The sequence below is a fragment of the Pseudomonas sp. 1L-B-1-E-C1 genome (genome assembly GCF_057291835.1).
The window spans coordinates 861,009-879,144 of the sequence record NZ_JBXAWN010000001.1; the positions used below are offsets into that span (position 1 = coordinate 861,009).

At 60.0% G+C, this 18,136-nt stretch carries 15 protein-coding genes and 2 pseudogenes; all 17 read left to right on the forward strand.

The window, feature by feature from the left end:
• Positions 1 to 114 precede the first annotated feature (114 nt).
• Positions 115 to 903 carry an SDR family NAD(P)-dependent oxidoreductase gene (locus AC0Z4S_RS03655; protein ID WP_253502005.1) on the forward strand — a complete coding sequence of 263 codons (789 nt, stop codon included), beginning with the start codon at positions 115 to 117 and terminating at the stop codon, positions 901 to 903.
• A gap of 55 nt (positions 904 to 958) precedes the next feature.
• On the forward strand, positions 959 to 1,975 hold the full coding sequence (locus tag AC0Z4S_RS03660; protein WP_485622071.1) for an NADP-dependent oxidoreductase: 1,017 nt from the start codon (positions 959 to 961) through the stop codon (positions 1,973 to 1,975).
• Between the two features lie 349 nt (positions 1,976 to 2,324).
• Positions 2,325 to 4,730: a glucose/quinate/shikimate family membrane-bound PQQ-dependent dehydrogenase gene (locus AC0Z4S_RS03665; protein WP_485622072.1), complete on the forward strand. Its 2,406-nt coding sequence runs from the start codon at positions 2,325 to 2,327 to the stop codon at positions 4,728 to 4,730.
• A gap of 97 nt (positions 4,731 to 4,827) precedes the next feature.
• Positions 4,828 to 6,126 carry a carbohydrate porin gene (locus AC0Z4S_RS03670; protein ID WP_485622073.1) on the forward strand — a complete coding sequence of 433 codons (1,299 nt, stop codon included), beginning with the start codon at positions 4,828 to 4,830 and terminating at the stop codon, positions 6,124 to 6,126.
• 364 nt (positions 6,127 to 6,490) lie between these two features.
• Positions 6,491 to 7,996, forward strand: coding sequence for a glycine betaine/L-proline transporter ProP (gene proP, locus AC0Z4S_RS03675; RefSeq protein ID WP_042610020.1), 1,506 nt, complete (start codon positions 6,491 to 6,493; stop codon positions 7,994 to 7,996).
• Between the two features lie 165 nt (positions 7,997 to 8,161).
• A complete protein-coding gene (locus AC0Z4S_RS03680; protein WP_485622074.1) occupies positions 8,162 to 9,865 on the forward strand; it encodes an amidase in 1,704 nt (567 codons plus the stop codon).
• A gap of 290 nt (positions 9,866 to 10,155) precedes the next feature.
• Positions 10,156 to 11,451, forward strand: a complete 1,296-nt coding sequence (locus tag AC0Z4S_RS03685; protein ID WP_485622075.1) for an OprD family porin — start codon at positions 10,156 to 10,158, stop codon at positions 11,449 to 11,451.
• 298 nt (positions 11,452 to 11,749) lie between these two features.
• The gene (locus AC0Z4S_RS03690; RefSeq protein ID WP_485622076.1) at positions 11,750 to 12,403 is read left to right on the forward strand and encodes a hypothetical protein; all 654 of its coding nucleotides are present in this window, start codon (positions 11,750 to 11,752) and stop codon (positions 12,401 to 12,403) included.
• A complete protein-coding gene (locus AC0Z4S_RS03695) occupies positions 12,400 to 12,915 on the forward strand; it encodes a hypothetical protein (RefSeq protein ID WP_485622077.1) in 516 nt (171 codons plus the stop codon). The genes AC0Z4S_RS03690 and AC0Z4S_RS03695 overlap by 4 nt, the downstream gene beginning before the upstream one ends.
• A gap of 8 nt (positions 12,916 to 12,923) precedes the next feature.
• Positions 12,924 to 13,433, forward strand: coding sequence for a hypothetical protein (locus AC0Z4S_RS03700; RefSeq protein ID WP_485622078.1), 510 nt, complete (start codon positions 12,924 to 12,926; stop codon positions 13,431 to 13,433).
• A gap of 458 nt (positions 13,434 to 13,891) precedes the next feature.
• Complete coding sequence (locus AC0Z4S_RS03705) at positions 13,892 to 14,251, forward strand: DUF6124 family protein (RefSeq protein WP_253500427.1); 360 nt, start codon at positions 13,892 to 13,894, stop codon at positions 14,249 to 14,251.
• Positions 14,252 to 14,566: 315 nt separating this feature from the next.
• On the forward strand, positions 14,567 to 14,812 hold the full coding sequence (locus AC0Z4S_RS03710; protein WP_485622079.1) for a type II toxin-antitoxin system ParD family antitoxin: 246 nt from the start codon (positions 14,567 to 14,569) through the stop codon (positions 14,810 to 14,812).
• Positions 14,805 to 15,095, forward strand: a complete 291-nt coding sequence (locus AC0Z4S_RS03715; protein ID WP_485622080.1) for a type II toxin-antitoxin system RelE/ParE family toxin — start codon at positions 14,805 to 14,807, stop codon at positions 15,093 to 15,095. The genes AC0Z4S_RS03710 and AC0Z4S_RS03715 overlap by 8 nt, the downstream gene beginning before the upstream one ends.
• A 459-nt stretch (positions 15,096 to 15,554) precedes the next feature.
• Positions 15,555 to 15,914: a DUF6124 family protein gene (locus AC0Z4S_RS03720; RefSeq protein ID WP_485622081.1), complete on the forward strand. Its 360-nt coding sequence runs from the start codon at positions 15,555 to 15,557 to the stop codon at positions 15,912 to 15,914.
• Positions 15,915 to 16,093: 179 nt separating this feature from the next.
• Complete coding sequence (locus AC0Z4S_RS03725; protein ID WP_485622082.1) at positions 16,094 to 17,311, forward strand: Ig-like domain-containing protein; 1,218 nt, start codon at positions 16,094 to 16,096, stop codon at positions 17,309 to 17,311.
• A 1-nt stretch (position 17,312) separates the two neighbouring features.
• Positions 17,313 to 17,405, forward strand: a pseudogene (locus AC0Z4S_RS03730) (DUF6124 family protein); the annotation flags it as partial.
• 246 nt (positions 17,406 to 17,651) lie between these two features.
• A pseudogene (locus AC0Z4S_RS03735) lies at positions 17,652 to 18,136 on the forward strand (hypothetical protein); the annotation flags it as partial.

Below are 18,136 nucleotides of genomic sequence, written 5' to 3' on the forward strand. Positions count from 1 at the left end.
ATCATGGTTCGATGATACATAGATGTTATCCATAATCAAAACCGTTGACAGTTTAGATTTCGATCATCATCCTAAAAGCCCGAAATCAGTCTTTTACTGAAAAGAGCCAACACCATGACTACTCGCCCTACTGTTCTGATCACTGGCGCCTCCACCGGCATCGGCGCGGTCTACGCCGCACGTTTCGCCCAACGCGGGCACGATCTGCTGCTGGTCGCCCGTGACCAGTCGCGCCTGGACGCCCTCGCCGCCAATCTGCGTGCCGAACACAACGTCAATGTCGAAGTGCTGCAAGCCGATCTGACCCGACTCAGCGATCTGCAAACAGTCGAAGCGCGTCTGCGTGACGACGCGCGCATCGGCATCCTTGTCAACAACGCCGGCGCCGCGCAGTCTGGCACCTTCATCGAACAGAGCACCGACAGCGTGGCGCAACTGGTCGCGCTCAACACCACCGCACTCGTGCGGCTGGCCAGTGCCATCGCCCCGCGTCTGGCCAAGGCTGGCGACGGCGCGATCATTAACATCGGCTCGGTGGTGGGCCTGGCGCCGGAATTCGGCATGTCGGTGTATGGCGCTACCAAGGCGTTCGTGCTGTTCCTCTCTCAAGGCCTGAGCCTGGAGCTGTCGCCGAAAGGCGTGTATGTGCAAGCCGTGCTGCCAGCCGCGACCCGTACGGAAATCTGGGACCGCGCCGGTATCGACATCAACACGCTGACCGACATCATGGAAGTCGGCGATATGGTTGACGCCGCGCTGGTCGGTTTTGATCGTCGCGAAGTCGTGACCATCCCGCCGTTGCATGAAGGCGAACGCTGGGATGCCCTGCAAACCGCGCGGCAGGGCCTGTTGGGGCAGATTCGCCAGTCGGCGGTGGCGCCACGTTATCTGCCTCAAGCCTGACTTCACCCGGACCCGCCGCTATGCCGGCGGGTTTCTACCGACAAGAGCATCCGCAATGAAGGCTTTTTTCATCGAGCACTACGGCAAGCAGAACGGCCGGATTGGCGACGTAGCCGAGCCGGTGGTCGGCGCCCACGATGTGCTGATCGAGGTGCACGCGAGCAGCGTCAACCCGCTGGACCTGAAGATTCGCAGCGGCGAATTCAAGATGATCCTGTCCTATCGATTGCCCCTGATATTGGGCAACGATGTCGCCGGTGTGGTGCTCAGCACCGGTGCGGCGGTCACGCGGTTCAAACCGGGGGATGAGGTTTATGCGCGTGCGCCTGAAAACAGGATCGGCACGTTTGCTGAACGCATCGCCGTCGACGAACAAGCGCTAGCGCTGAAACCCGCCAATCTCGACATGACCGAGGCGGCGAGCATGCCGCTGGTGGCGTTGACCGCGTGGCAGGCACTGGTCGAAGTCGCCAGGCTGAAAAAGGGTCAGAAAGTGTTGATCCACGCCGGCTCCGGTGGCGTCGGCACGGTCGCCATTCAACTGGCCAAACACATTGGCGCTTTCGTCGCGACGACTACCAGTATGGCGAATGTCGAATGGGTCAAAGCGCTGGGCGCTGATGTGGTGATCGACTACAGGCAGCAGGATTTCACTAGCGAACTGCGCGATTACGACGTGGTGTTTAACAGCCTCAACGGCGATGTCCTGAAGAAATCGCTGAAGGTGCTGAAACCGGGTGGGCAGCTGATTTCCCTGTCCGGGCCGCCGACTGTGCAGTTCGCCCGGGAGCGGGGGTTGTCCTGGCTGCTTGGGCTGGGGATGCGTGTGCTTAGCAGCGGTATTCGGCGCAAGGCGCGCAAGCGTGGGGTGCGCTACTCGTTTCTGTTCATGCGCGCCGATGGCATTCAGTTGCAGAAGATCACCGCACTGATCGAGGCTGGGGTTATCAAACCGGTGATTGACCGTATCTTTGCGTTCGATCAGATAGCTGACGCCTTGCACTACGTCGAACAGGGCCGGGCCAGGGGCAAGGTTGCCATCGCGGTCGATCCTGAAAGCCCCTCACCCTAGCCCTCTCCCAGGGGAGAGGGAACTGACCGAGTTGCCTGATCGCGTTATGCCGACCTGAAATACCGAGGCGAACACAGATCTTGAAAAGCCCACAAATCAGCTCCCTCTCCTCGGGGAGAGGGCTGGGGTGAGGGGTGAATTCACTGCGGTGTCCAAGCATGTGCATTGCAATACCAAGCTCAATCCGCCCCTCCTGCTGAAACTTCGAGAAACCCCTCTCAACTTGCGTTTTCGTCAACCTGCACCACGCTTGATTCACAGAAGTGCACGTTTTCATGGCAAAACTGCGGTTAACTGAATGGTTAGTTACCGCTATAATCCCGCGCTTCATTCAAACGGGACTTTCAATGTGAACCACAGTCAACGCGTCTCAGGCGTTTCAACGTTCATTCTCGTCGGCCTTGGCGTGATCATCGCCCTGCTCGGTCTGGCGCTCGCGGCCGGCGGTGTGAAGCTGGTCAGCCTGGGCGGTTCCTGGTACTTCCTGGTCGGCGGTCTGGCGATGACCGTTTCCGGTGTGCTTATTGCACTGAAGAAAACTGCTGGCGCCTGGCTGTTCGCCGCGTTTCTCGTGGCGACTGCGATCTGGGCGGTGGCTGACGCCGGGCTAGTGTTCTGGCCGGTGTTCTCGCGGCTGTTCATGTTCAGCGCGATCGGTATGGTCGTCGCGCTGGTCTACCCGCTGCTGGCGCGTGCCAATGGCCGCGTTGCCGGTCGCGGCGCGTATGCCGTTGCCGCGGTGCTCGCCGTCGGTGTGGCAGTTGCTGCCGGCAACATGTTCGTCGCCCACCCAACGGTTGCTGCCACTGGCACTGGTCCGGGTCTGACCCCGGTGGAGCCGGCCAAGGCGCAGAAAGACTGGGCGCACTACGGCAACACCGAAGGTGGCAGTCGCTTCGCCGCGCTCGATCAGATCAACCGCAACAACGTCGACCAATTGAAAGTCGCGTGGACCTACCACACCGGTGACGTCGCCGAGAGCGATGGCAACGGCGCCGAAGACCAGCTCACCCCGCTGCAGGTCGGCAACAAGGTGTTCATCTGCACCCCGCACAACAACCTGATCGCCCTCGATGCCGACACCGGTAAAGAGCTGTGGAAGAACGCGATCAACGCGCAATCGAAGGTCTGGCAGCGCTGCCGTGGCATGGCTTATTTCGACGCCGCCGCCACCCTCGCGCAGCCGAGCAATTCTTCGATCATCGAAGCCAAACCGGCGCCGGCCGCCAACTGCCAGCGCCGTCTGCTGACCAACACCATCGATGCCCGCCTGATCGCGGTCGACGCTGACACCGGCGAGTTCTGCCAGGGTTTCGGCAACAACGGTCAGGTCGATCTGAAGGCCGGGCTGGGTGATGTTCCAGACAGCTACTATCAGTTGTCGTCCGCGCCATTGATGGCCGGCACCACCGTGGTGGTTGGCGGTCGCGTCGCCGACAACGTGCAAAGCGACATGCCCGGCGGCGTGATTCGCGGGTTTGACGTGATCACCGGCGCCATGCGCTGGGCGTTCGACCCGGGCAACCCGCAGGATCGCAATGCGCCGGCCGATGGCAGCACTTACGTGCGCAGCACGCCAAACAGCTGGGCGCCGATGTCCTATGACGCGGCGACCAACACCGTATTCCTGCCGATGGGCAGCTCGTCCACCGACATCTATGGTGTCGAGCGCAGCGAACTGGATCACAAGTACGGCGCCTCGATCCTCGCGCTGGATGCCAGCACGGGCGAAGAACGCTGGGTGTTTCAGACCGTGCACAACGATCTGTGGGACTTCGACCTGCCGATGCAGCCGAGCCTGATCGACTTCGACAAGGACGGCCAAAGCGTTCCGGCGCTGGTCATCGGCACCAAGGCCGGGCAGATTTATGTACTTGACCGCGCCACTGGCAAGCCACTGACCGAAGTGAAAGAAGTACCGGTGAAAGCGGCGAACATCCCTAACGAGCCGTACTCGCCGACCCAGCCGAAATCCGTGGGCATGCCGCAGATCGGTGCGCAGCACCTGACTGAGTCGGACATGTGGGGCGCCACGCCGTACGACCAGTTGCTCTGCCGCATCGACTTCAAGAGCATGCGCTACGACGGTCTGTACACCGCTCCGGGTACCGACAAATCGCTGAGCTTCCCGGGTTCGCTGGGTGGCATGAACTGGGGCAGCATCTCTACTGACCCGGTGCACGGCTTCATCTTCGTCAACGACATGCGCCTGGGTCTGTGGATTCAGATGATTCCGTCGCAGAACAAAGGCCAGGCCGCTGGCGGTGGCGAAGCGCTGAACACCGGCATGGGCGCTGTGCCGCTCAAAGGCACGCCGTACGCAGTGAACAAGAACCGCTTCCTCTCGGTCGCCGGTATTCCGTGCCAGGCGCCGCCGTTCGGCACGCTGACCGCGATCGACATGAAGACCCAGAAAGTCGCGTGGCAGGTTCCGGTCGGCACTGTTGAAGACACCGGCCCCCTCGGCATCCGCATGCACTTGCCGATCAAGATCGGTCTGCCAACCCTTGGCGGCACCCTGTCGACCCAGGGCGGCCTGATCTTCATCGCCGGCACCCAGGACTTCTACCTGCGCGCCTTCAACAGCGGCAACGGTGAAGAAGTCTGGAAAGCCCGTCTGCCAGTCGGCAGCCAGGGCGGCCCGATGACTTACGTTTCGCCGAAGACCGGCAAGCAGTACATCGTTGTCACCGCTGGCGGCGCACGCCAGTCGACTGATCGCGGCGATTACGTAATGGCTTACGCCCTGCCGTAATTCGCTGCTGTACATCCACCCTCCCCCCAGCGCGCGGTGCCCCAAAGCACCGCGTCGCCGTTTTATTGCGTTGAAGATTTCAGCAGGAAGGATTCACATGTCATCGGCTGTTCGCTTTTCTCGTACCAAGCTTTCCACTGGCCTGTTGCTGGGCCTGAGCTGCACCACCACCCTCCCCGCGCTGGCTGCCAGCGATTCCGATCTGCTGACCCGCAGCACCCTGACCGGTGACTGGGGCGGCTTGCGTCATCAACTCGATGAAGACGGCATCAAGTTCACTGGTGATTACAGCGGCGAAACCGCTTACAACGCCGACGGAGGCCTGCACCGCTCGGCGCGTTACTCGCAGAACATCAAGCTCGGCGTGCAGTTTGATCTGAGCAAACTCTATGGCGTCGACAATGCCGGCAAGGTGCAATTGACCATCAACGACCGTCGCGGCAACAGCGCTTCGGAAGATCTGGTCGGCAACCGCTTGCCGATTCAGGAAAACTACGGCGGCCTCTACACGCGCCTGACTGAAATGAGTTACGAGCGCAGCCTGTTCACCCCGGCGCTGAACGTGAAGCTCGGCTACATGGCCATGGGCAACGACCTCGGCGGCCTCGACAGCGGCATTCTGTGCAACTTCATGAACGCCGCTTTCTGCGGCCATCCGCTGAACATGTCCGGCGGCAGCGGCTGGACCAACTACCCCAACGCGCACTTGGGTGTAAGGGTCAAATACGACCTGTCGCCGTCCTGGCAACTGCGTGTGGCGGCGTTCAACGTCGACCCCGAGAGCAACGGCAATTCCAGCCGTGCCTGGCATCTGGGGCCGAAGCACACCACCGGCACCGTCGTGCCGATCGAGCTGGTGTACAAGCACGCCGGCGAGCTGCCGGGTGAATACAAGATCGGCTATTACTACGACAGCTCCGACGTCAAACGTATTGGCAGCGACGACGAAGTGTCCGGCCGTGGCGGGCATTACCTGCTGATCGATCAGGCGGTATGGCGTTCGCCGACCTCCGAGGGGCGCAGCCTGCATGCGTTCGGTCAGTATTCGGCGGCCAGCGAAGCGGCCTCGCCGTTCAGCAAGTGGTACGGCACCGGTGTGGTTCTGTACAAACCGTTCGAAGGCCGCCCTCGTGACACTTTGGCGCTGGGCTATGGCCGCGCCGTGCCGAACCCGCGCAGCCGTGATGTACAACAGGATGCCGCCATGGCCAATGGTGCTGCGTTCCCGAATCTGGACAGCGCCGAGCAGTTGATCGAGTTGGGCTACGGCTACCAGGCCACCCCATGGCTGACCCTGCGCCCGAACCTGCAATACATCATCGAACCGGGCGCGTTTTCCGGCCAGGATATCGACAATGCGCTGGTGGTGGGCTTGCAGGTGAAGGCTGCGCTTTAAGCCTTGTGGTGGATGCACCACCGCCATCGCGAGCAGGCTCACTCCTACGGGGTTTGGCGTCGGGCACAAAATCCCGGCAATACACAAAACCCCTGTAGGAGTGAGCTTGCTCGCGAAGGCGCCGGGGCAAGCGACTGAGATGTTGGATGTAATGCCGTCTTCGCGAGCAAGCTCGCTCCCACAGGGAATTTGTGTCAGGCAGGAGAATTGGATTCGCCCCCACAAGGATCTGTATCGGGTGGGAAATTAATTCCCGCCATCGGTGAATTATTTCGTGTCCGCATGTATCTGAGGCAGAAGAGCCGGCGCCATCATGGAGATGGCATCGCAGCGGTAATCTGGATCAGCGAGCGGGAACATCGCAATGAAATCACGCAAGAACACCGTCAAACCGATCGGTTTGAAAGACATCACCATTGTCGACGACGCCAAGATGCGCAAGGCGATCACCGCCGCCGCACTGGGCAACGCCATGGAATGGTTCGACTTTGGCGTCTACGGCTTTGTCGCCTATGTGCTCGGCAAGGTCTTCTTCCCCGGCGCCGATCCCGGCGTGCAAATGATCGCCGCGCTGGCGACCTTCTCCGTGCCGTTCCTGATTCGTCCGCTGGGCGGGCTGTTCTTCGGTGCACTCGGCGACAAATACGGCCGGCAGAAAGTCCTCGCCGCGACCATCGTCATCATGTCCCTGAGCACCTTTGCCATCGGCCTGATTCCGTCCTATGCCTCGATCGGCATCTGGGCGCCGATCCTGCTGTTGCTGGCGAAGATGGCCCAGGGTTTCTCCGTGGGTGGCGAGTACACCGGCGCCTCGATCTTCGTCGCTGAATACGCGCCGGACCGCAAACGCGGCTTCCTCGGCAGCTGGCTGGATTTCGGCTCGATCGCCGGTTTCGTCTTTGGCGCCGGCGTCGTGGTGCTGATTTCGACGATTCTCGGTGAACAGCGCTTCGAAGAATGGGGCTGGCGGATTCCGTTCTTCCTTGCCCTGCCACTGGGCATGATCGGCCTGTATCTGCGCCACGCCCTGGAGGAAACTCCGGCGTTCCAGCAGCACGTGGAAAAGCTCGAACAAGGCGATCGCGAAGGCCTCGCCGGTGGCCCGAAAGTGTCGTTCAAAGAAGTTGCGACCAAACACTGGCGCAGCCTGATGACCTGCATTGGCGTGGTGGCGGCAACCAACGTCACCTATTACATGCTGCTCACCTACATGCCGAGTTACCTGACGCACAACCTGCATTACAGCGAAAACCACGGCGTGCTGATCATCATCGCGATCATGGTCGGCATGCTCTTCGTGCAGCCGCTGATCGGCTTCGTCAGCGACAAGATCGGCCGCAAACCCTTCATCGTCGTTGGCAGCATCGGCCTGTTCATCTTTGCCATTCCGGCGTTCATGCTGATCAACAGCGGCAGCATCGGCCTGATCTTCTCCGGCTTGCTGATTCTCGCGGTGTTGCTGAACTTCTTCATTGGCGTCATGGCCTCGACCCTGCCGGCGATGTTCCCCACCCATATCCGCTACAGCGCTTTGGCCAGTGCCTTCAACGTCTCGGTGCTGATCGCCGGCCTGACCCCGACCGCTGTGGCCTGGCTGGTGGAAAGCACCAACGATCTGTACATGCCCGCGTATTACCTGATGGTGATCGCCGTGGTCGGCCTGATCACCGGCGTGACCATGAAGGAAACCGCCAACAAACCTCTGCGCGGCGCGGCCCCGGCGGCCTCCGACCTCGAAGAGGCCAAGGAACTGCTGCAGGAACACCACGACAACATCGAACAGAAAATCGAAGACATCGATGCCGAGATTGCCGAGCTGGAGGCCAAGCGCAAAGTGCTGGTTCAGCAGCATCCGCGCATCAACGAGTGATCCGCTGGATGCAGAAAAAATCGGCGGGGCCGTCACCCCGCCGATTACTCGAAGCGCGGCTTGGTGTTAAATAGGCGCCAGTCTTGACCTTGTCGCTTAAAGCCGTGCAACGAGAACCGCTATGAATACCCCTGCCAAGAACATCCTCGCTCAACAGGTGACCCGATGATCGAAGTCACCGAAGTCTCCATTGCCCAACTGCGCGCCGCCCTTGAATCCGGCCAGACCACTGCGGTGGAACTGGTACAAGCCTATCTGGCGCGCATCGATGCCTACGACGGCGCCAACACCCCGACAGCCCTGAACGCCGTAGTCGTGCGCAATCCGGAAGCCTTGAACGAAGCCCGCGCCTCCGATGCCCGCCGTGCCAAAGGTGCAACCCTCGGCCCGCTCGATGGCATTCCCTACACCGCCAAAGACAGCTATCTGGTCAAAGGCCTGACCGCCGCCTCCGGCAGCCCGGCCTTTGCCGATCTGGTTGCCCATCGCGACGCCTTCACCATCGAGCGCCTGCGCGCCGCCGGGGCGATCTGCCTGGGCAAGACCAACATGCCACCGATGGCCAATGGCGGCATGCAGCGCGGCGTTTATGGCCGTGCTGAAAGTCCGTACAACGCCGCTTACCTCACTGCCCCGTTCGCCTCCGGCTCGTCCAACGGTGCCGGCACCGCCACCGCAGCGAGTTTTGCTGCATTCGGTCTGGCGGAGGAAACCTGGTCGAGCGGTCGCGGCCCTGCGTCGAACAATGGCCTGTGCGCCTACACCCCTTCGCGCGGTGTGATTTCAGTGCGCGGCAACTGGCCGCTGACGCCGACCATGGACGTCGTCGTGCCGTTCGCGCGGACCATGGCCGACCTGCTCGAAGTGCTCGACGTGGTCGTCGCCGAAGACCCCGACACCCGTGGCGACCTGTGGCGCCTGCAACCGTGGGTGCCGATCCCGCGTGTCAGCGAAGTGCGCCCTGCGGCGTACAGCGAATTGGCCGCTGACGCCCAAGCGCTGGCCGGCAAACGCTTTGCCATCCCGCGCATGTACATCAACGCCGACCCGGACGCCGGCACCAGCGAAGCCCCCGGCATAGGCGGCCCGACCGGCCAGCGCATCAACACCCGCGCTTCGGTGATCGACTTGTGGCAGCAGGCGCGTCAGGCCCTGGAAGCCGCCGGTGCCGAAGTCATCGAAACCGACTTCCCGCTGGTCTCCAACTGCGAAGGCGACCGCCCCGGCGCGCCAACCGTGTTCAGCCGTGGTCTGGTTTCGAAAGAATTCCTTCACCATGAACTTTGGGACCTGACTGCCTGGGCGTTTGACGACTTCCTGCGGGCCAATGGCGACCCGAACCTTAATCGTCTGGTCGACGTCGACGGCCCGAAGATCTTCCCGCACGACCCCGGCACCCTGCCCAATCGTGAAGGCGATCTGGCCGCCGGCATGGACGAATACGTGCGCATGGCCGAACGCGGTATCACGCCGTGGAATGAAATCCCTACCGTGCCTGATGGCCTGCGCGGTCTGGAGCAGACCCGGCGCATCGACCTCGAAGACTGGATGGATAAGCTCGGTCTCAATGCGGTGCTGTTCCCGACCGTCGCTGACGTCGGCCCGGCGGATGCTGATGTCAATCCTGCCTCGGCCGACATCGCCTGGAGCAACGGCGTCTGGGTAGCAAACGGCAACCTCGCGATCCGCCACCTCGGCGTCCCGACCGTTACCGTGCCCATGGGCGTGATGGCCGACATCGGCATGCCGGTCGGCCTGACTTTCGCCGGCCGCGCCTACGACGATTCGAACCTGTTGCGCTTCGCCGCCGCGTTTGAATCGACCGGCAGCAAACGCCAGATCCCGCCGCGTACACCGCCGCTGGCGTAATGCACCGTGTCAGCTCCCACACACCCTGTGGGAGCTGGCTTGCCAGCGATGGCTGGCCTGACAGCTGCCACATTTCCACCTGACTACCCCGACCCAAATTGTAGGAGTGAGCCTGCTCGCGAAAGCACTGTGTCAGTCAGCATTTTTGTTAACTGACCCACCGCATTCGCGAGCAGGCTCGCTCCCACAGGGGTTTTGTGTGAAGGCTGCCAACTCAGCACACCAACCCAATCCTCCTTCCTCCCGATCTCTCATCATCAGCGCCATCCTGATTACTACCGGCCCTGACCATGATCAACCGCGTCCCGCCCCGCCTCACCCTGCTTGCACTTCTCTGCGGTCTGGCCAACACCGCCCACGCCAGCGGCTTTTTCGACGACGCCAAAAGTGATGTCCTGCTGCGCAACTTCTACCTGAGCAACGACTATCGCTCGCCGACTCCCTCCGGAAAAAATTACAAACAGGAATGGGCTCAGGGCTTTATCGGTAACTTCTCATCCGGTTTCACCGAGGGCACAGTCGGTTTCGGCATCGATGCCCACGCCTTCGCCGGGCTGAAACTTGACGGTGGCAAAGGGCATTCGGGCACGGGTCTGCTTCCGGTCGACAGCGATGGCCGCAGCGAAAACGACTACTCCAGCGCCGGCGGTGCGCTCAAATTGAAAGTCTCGCGCACCACCCTCGCCTTCGGTGAAATGACCGTAGAGAACCCGGTCTTCGACACCTCCGACAAACGCCTGCAACCGGAATACGCCACAGGCTTTTTGCTCAACAGCGCTGAGTTTGACGACGTCAATCTGGTCGCCGGACATTTCACCGCGTTCAAGAATCAGGACAGCTCTTCCGGCAAAGGCGATTTCTACGGCTATGGCGCCAACACCGAGGCCGGCGGAATCAGTTTTATCGGTGCCGACCTGTTCGGCAGCAGCCCCATCGGCGGCGCACTTTACGCCTCCGAGCTAAGCGACACCTGGCACCAGTACTACGGCAACCTGCACTTCAAACAGTCCGGCGTGCTGCTCGACGCCAACCTCTACCACACCCGCGACACCGGCCGCGCATTGGCCGGCGAGATCGATAACACCGCGTTCAGCCTCTCCGGCAAATACAGCTTCGGCCCCCACGCGGTGATGCTCGGCTGGCAACGGATCAATGGCGATACACCGTTCGACTTCGTTGGCGGCGACTCGATCTACCTCGCCAACTCAATCAAATACGCCGACTTCAACGGCGCCAACGAACGCTCCTGGCAAGCCCGTTATGACCTCGACTTCGGTGCGTTCGGCATTCCCGGCCTGAACTTCATGACTCGCTACGTCAGCGGCAGCCACATCGACGGCACCCACGCCCCCAGAGGCGGAGCTTACAACCCGTTCGACGCCGACAGCGGCGACTATCAACCGCAACAAGGCGATGGCGGCAAACACTGGGAACGCGACATCGACCTGAAATACATCGTCCAGTCCGGCGCCGCGAAGGATCTGTCGGTACAGCTTTCGCATGTGACCCACCGCGCCAACGAAGCGCAGGCCGGTGATGATATTGACCGCATCTACGTGGTCATCCAGTACCCAATCGGTTTCTGAAAAAAACACTCGTCCCTTTGAAATACGGCCCCCTGTAGGAGTGAGCCTGCTCGCGATAGCGGTGTGTCAGTCAACAGCAATTTTTCGGAAGGACGCCATCGCGAGCAGGCTCACTCCTACATGGGGTGCGTTTCCCATCCAAACAGTACCGAATCTATCCTTGCAGCACGGCGACCACGGCTAGCCAAATGCCATCACCTCCCTTATCCTGCGCACCCGCAAAAAAAGCCAAGCCAGGAAGGCATTGATTGACCTTCCTGTTTGTAGTCAATCAACACACCCGGATTCAGGGATGTACATGTTCCAGTTATTCAAACTCGGCGCGGCCGTCGTGCTCGCCGCGACGCTCAGCGGCTGCATTACCGAAAGCGCTTCCTGGGTCAGCGAACCCTTGCAACCCAAGGCCAGCGAGCCAGTCAGTTACCTCGTCGGCTCGATCGGGCCACAATCACTCAAGCAATCCGCCGCTGACAATCAGCGCATCTTTTTCCGCAAGCGCGGTTCCGAGTACGGGGCCGCCGGCGTCTGGAAAATGGCCGGCGCCTATTCCACGCCGCAGGATATTCAGGACGGTGTCGGCGCAGCGAGCGTGTTCGTGCTGCCGCTCAAGCCGGGCGATTACGAGTTCTATGATTTCCAGTTCTTTTCCGCACGCTACCAACCAGGGCTCGGCACCGTTTTCACCTCGGCCGAGGCACGCGAGAAATTCAACCTGCCGATGCGCCTCGAACCCGGCAAGGCCTATTACATCGGTGAGTTCCGCTCGTTCTGCCTGACCGCTGGTTTCTGCGCGTTCCGCTGGAGTGATCAGAACGCCCGTGATGCGCTGATTGCGCAACGTCTCGCCCCAGGATTGCCAACGCTGCAACCGCTGCAACTCGACCTGAAAAGCGCTCAGCCCTACATCTTCACCGGCCCCATTCCGGGTGTTGCCGTGGACGCCAAACCATGAAAAAAATCATCGCCCTCACCGCCGCCGCCCTGATGACCGGTTGCGCGGCTACCAACACCTTGCCAGAGCGCACGCTTGCGGACGGTCAGGCTTATCTGCAGCCGATTCACGTTATGGTCGATGACCCGGAAAACGGCTCCAGTCTGCGCAACCACCTGCGTCAGACCGGCGTGTTCCGCACCATCGAAACCGGCAGCGGCGAAGCTGACGAGTACAACGTGCAGGTCAAGCTCAATGTGGAGCGTCACCTGCCGCCGTTTCCGGTGATTCTGCTGAGCAGCGCGACGTTGTTCCTGCTGCCGCTGTCGAACGAATTCGACACGCAAACCGAATTCACCGTGTTCCAGGGTGACAAGCGCCTGAAGCACTACACCTATCGCAACATCACGCAAAAATACACGTGGCTGCTGGATCAGGGCGGTGAGATGCGCGAACAGAACCTCAGCCGCATCGCCCGCGCCTTCGCGCAGGATGTGCAGCAAGACCGGCTGATCCCGGCAGTCGCGCAATGAACCTCGCCATGATGAAAGTCGCTGGCCTGCTCTGCGCCTCACTGATGCTGGGCGGCTGCGCCAACACCTTGCAACCGCTCGACTACCATGCCGACCAAGCCTATGTGCCGGTCACGCTCGGCATGGGGCCGGCGTACACGCGCATCGACGAGCAGCATCAGCGCGAGACCGTCAGCGTCCTGAAAAAAACCGGCGCGTTCTCGATGCTCGACGGCGGTTACACCCGCAACGGCTACAGCCTGTTGATCACCGAACCCAGCGACGGCAAGGTCAATTGGCTGGCGCTGGTCAACGTCTTCACCCTGTTCACCTTCCCGATGCCCTACCACTACCAGGACAACCTGCGCGGCTCGGTCTTCAAGGATGGTCAACTGCTCAAGACCTACAACTACTCGCGCGAAGGCTGGAGCGTGATGGCGTGGTACGTGCCGATTGCCAGTGTCGAGAACAAGCGGCAAATGCTCGATCAGTTGCTGGTGGAAATGGACCGGGACAAGGTGATTCCGTATCAGCCGTGAGGTTTGCTGATGTGGGCTGGTGCGGTGGACGGCGGCGCAATGCATTCCAATGTGGGAGCGAGCCTGCTCGCGAAAGGGCCATCAGATGCGACGCAATTTTTCGATTTAAACGAAGCTGTTTAAAAGACACCTGCCGATACGGTCTCAAGGCTACAAATCCTTGCGCCATTACCTACAGCTACGCCAGAATCCGCCGGCTTGTGCGCCTTGGGGTCGGGTTCTATTGTGGTGCGGTCGCTGACGAATCAGCGATCGGGTTTAGCGACCCGGATCTTAATTAGGTGCATCAGCGGTCCATGCTTCGTCGCAGGTTCAATTCTGCGACTGCGCTATGGTGGCTGTATGCGGGAGACCTTCGGGTCTGCCGGGTGCCTATAACCGGTTCGCTAACCTGCGTACAGCCGCCACCTACTGTTTAGCGACAGTGCCTGACGGCTCCACTTAATAGGAGCTTTACCATGATCAAACCAACACCCAACCCACCCGAAACCGACCCAACTTCCCCCTACGAATCCCTCGACTCGAAAAAACTCCACGAAGCCGCCGACCGCGCCCTCGACCACTACCTCTGCCCACCCGGATCCACGCCACCGCCCTATAGCCCCCGCGCGATGTACGCCGTCACCGCCGACACGAAAAACGAAGACCTGCTGGCCAATGCCTGCGAAACCCTCGCCTCCGCCAAAACCATCGCCCAGGAATTCGCCGGACTGGTAAAACCGTCGCAGCGTCGGACGCTGATGGGCATTGCACAACTGATCATGCTCGGGGAATTGGCGGTGAATCGGGTGCTGGATAATCTGGAGTTGCCGCAGTAGCGGGTCCCAGTCCTGATCGTTCCCATGCTCTGCGTGGGAATGCCTCAAAGGACGCTCCGCGTTCCGGCTCTGGGAGGACGCGAGCGTCCCGGGCTGCACTCCTTTGCTGCGCGTGGGAACGATCAGCTAAGCGGGGCCAGACTGCGTTTCTCCGGCATTCAGAATCAAAGATCGCAGCCTTCGACAGCTTCTACCAATTGGTGTAGGAGTCGGCGAAGGCTGTGCTCTGTTTTTGGAAGGGCCAGGTTCGTACTCGTTAGCGCACCATTAGTATGATAATTTGCGCGAAATCAAACATCAGCAAAGGGCCCGATTATGGCTACCGTACGAAAAACCATTACCGTGACCGATCAGCAAGATCACTGGATCAAAGCTCAGATAGAAGCAGGTCTTTACACCAATGACAGCGAATACATCCGGGATTTGATTCGTCGGGAGCAAGAGCGAAACGCTGAACTGGAAATGGTGCGCGCAGCGCTTCGAGAAGGTGAATCCAGTGGCGCACCCCGGCCTTTTGATGCTGATGCTTTCAAGGAGAGAATGTTGAGGGCACATGGCTGAATACCGACTAACCCCCGCCGCCGAAGCAGACCTTGAGGCTATCTGGACCTATACAGCTCAACAATGGGGGCTGGATCAGGCCGATCGCTACATCGACATCATTACTGCGGCTTTCTCGCAGTTAGCTGATCGTCCTAAAACAGCACCCGCCTGCGACGCGATCCGCCCCGGTTACCGACGCTGCAGCGTGGAGAGCCACATGATTTATTTTCGAATCACCGCCTATGGAATCGCAATCATCAGAGTCTTGCATGACCGGATAGAAGCGCAGCGCAACCTCTGACTTTCTCGTATCACCGATTTGCATTGCCAGAAAAAACACAACGCCTGTAGGAGCGAGCCTGCTCGCGAAGGGTGCATCAGATGCGACGCAATTTTTCGATTTAAACGAAGCTGTTTAAAAGACACCTGCCGACACGGTCTCAAGGCTACAAATCCTTGCGCCATTGCCTACAGCTACGCCAGAATCCGCCGGCTTGTGCGCTTTGGGGTCGGGTTCTATTGTGGACCGGTCGCTGACGAATCAGCGATCGGGTTTAGCGACTCGAACTCAAGTCAAAGGTGCATCAGCGTTCCAGGCTTCGTTGCGGATCTTTATTTTCGCGATTTCGTCATGGTGGCTGTATGCGGGAGACCTTCGGGTCTGCCGGGTGCCTTTGACCGGTTCGCTAACCCGCGTACAGCCGCCACCCTCCCTGTTTAGCGACAGGGTGTAGCGGCTCCACGTCAAAGGAGCTTCACCATGATAAAACCAACACCCAACCCGCCCGAAACCGACCCCACCTCCCCCTACGAATCCCTCGACTCGAAAAAACTCCACGAAGCCGCCGACCGCGCCCTCGATCATTACCTCTGCCCACCCGGCTCCACCCCGCCGCCCTTCAGTCCCCGCGCGATGTACGCCGTCACCGCCGACACCAAAAACGAAGACCTGCTGGCCAACGCCTGCGAAACCCTCGCCTCCGCCAAAACCATCGCCCAGGAATTCGCCGGACTGGTAAAACCGTCGCAGCGCCGGACGCTGATGGGCATCGCGCAGTTGATCATGCTCGGAGAACTGGCGGTGAATCGGGTGCTGGATAATCTGGAGTTGCCGCACTAGCGCCCCTCTGTGACACGTCATGACTGATGTGTTGGAGCGGCTGACGCCTTCGCGGGCAAGCCCGCTTGTGAAGGCGACCACTCGTCGGATACCCCTGCGCACCTGTCAACTCTGACAGGTGCGCAATTCCGCCAATCCGCGTTAACTCACTCCGTCACTTTCCCGTACGGAGCAGCGCCATGACCACGCCTACCCAGCCAGACGAAGCAACCCCGCAAACCTTGAAACAGGTCGGTGTCGCACCACCGACCTTCGAACGTCCGGAAGTCGAAGAAGCCGTCGATGACGTGCTCATTCCCGACCACGTACCGCCAGCCGGCGCAACCCTCGTGTTAACGCACCGCGACACTCGGGGCAAAGACCGGCTCAAGTACGAATGGCGCGGTTCGGCAACGGGCGGCAGCATCAGTGGTCATGTCGATCTGATTCCTGAAACGGCAGGCAGACCGGTGCGGATCACCATTGCCAAACAATATGTAACCGCCAACGACAACGGCTCGGTGCAGGTCGACTATGAAATCCAGCGCGGCGGCGTGACGTTGGGGCGTTCGCATACGTTGCCGTTGCGTATTGGTGCTGCACTGGAAAATCCTTTGCCATTGCCGCAGACGCCGCAAGCGCAAGGCAGCGGCGCCACTGTGACCCTGGCACCGCTCAATGCCCAGGTTAAGTCATATACGATCAACGCTATGGAGGACGTGAAACCAGAAATCAGCTATGTAAGGGACTCGGATACTTTCGAAATCCCCAACCCAGGGCTTGCGGTAAACACGGCAGTAACTCTCACCGGGGTTGCCGCCAAAGGCCAGAAAGTAGAGATATTCGACGGCGCGACGTCTAAAGGTCAGGCAACCGCACATGCTACATACGGTAGCTGGACGCTGACCGCCGATAACCTGGCTGTGGGAGAACACAGCTTTACCGCCAAGGCATTGTATGGTTCCGGTGAGACCTCGAAGCCCTACGAAATCAAAGTACTTGATTCTGATATTGAAGACTTTGAAAACTGTGCACCCGGCGTTCTTCCTCAAAACACTCCGTACTCAACACCACTCATTACGCTGACTTGGCCCCTGCCAAACGATCAAATAGTGGCGAGAATTCTTGGTACTACTCCGGGGAATAAACTCCTGGAGTTGAAATCGAATGAGGACGTGCTAGGACAGATCAAAGTCCAAGTGGAACTTAACAACCACAGACCTTGCTCAATGATTCAAATGCTCAATTCGGGTGCCAGCGGACAGGTTGATTTTTACAACTCCCAAGGGGCCCACCTGGGCCAAAAATACCTAGGCGATGTGATCTTTTACGGTACGGATATAAAACGATTTGTAATAGGCATAGATTTGCCGACAGATATATGGATTGACGATATAAAAATGGGTTACCAAGCGTAAAAAGCGGCGCCCGCTGATGCGCATCGCGCAGTTGGTCATGCTCGGAGAATTGGCGGTGAATCGGGTGCTGGATAATCTGGAGTTGCCGCAGTAGCGGGCCTCTGTGACACAGCATGACTGATGTGCTGGAGCGGCTGAAGCCTTCGCGGGCAAGCCCGCTCCCACAGGAATCGGTGTCGATCACAAAGCTGCATTGATACCGCCGGACCTGTGGGAGCGAGCCCGCTTGTGAAGGCGACCGCTCGTCGGATACCCCAGCGCACCTGTCAACTCTGACAGGTGCGCCATACCGCCAATCCGCGTTAACTCGTTGCGTCACTTTCCCGCACGGATCAGCGCCATGAGCACGCCTACCCAGCCAGACGAAGCAACCCCGCAAGCCTTGAAGCCGCCCTATTTTCCCGCCCAGACCGTGCTCAACCCATTGGCTTCGGGAGAAACCTATGAGGGGGGCATCCCCATTCGTGCTCTGGAGGGCGGTCTGCAGGTCATTATTCCGGCGTGGCTGGAAATGAAACTGGGCGATACGGTCAAGTTGTTCTGGATCGACCCGGTTGTTCCGGTCTGGACCCATGAGCTCAAGTCCGAGCTCGAGCTCAACCAGGATGTGACGTTCGTTCTGGACAAGGAGCTGTTCTTCGACGGTGACGCGTTCCCGGTCTTTTATCGGATCGCCTCGAAAAACCAGCCGGAGGAAGAGTTCAGGCCTCACTGGAACTTGCTGGTCAAACTCACTCGTCCCGGCGGATACGACGATATCCCCGGCGATGACGGCCACTCCGGTCTGAACTTCACGCTCGATTATCAAGAGGTGGACGAGCACCT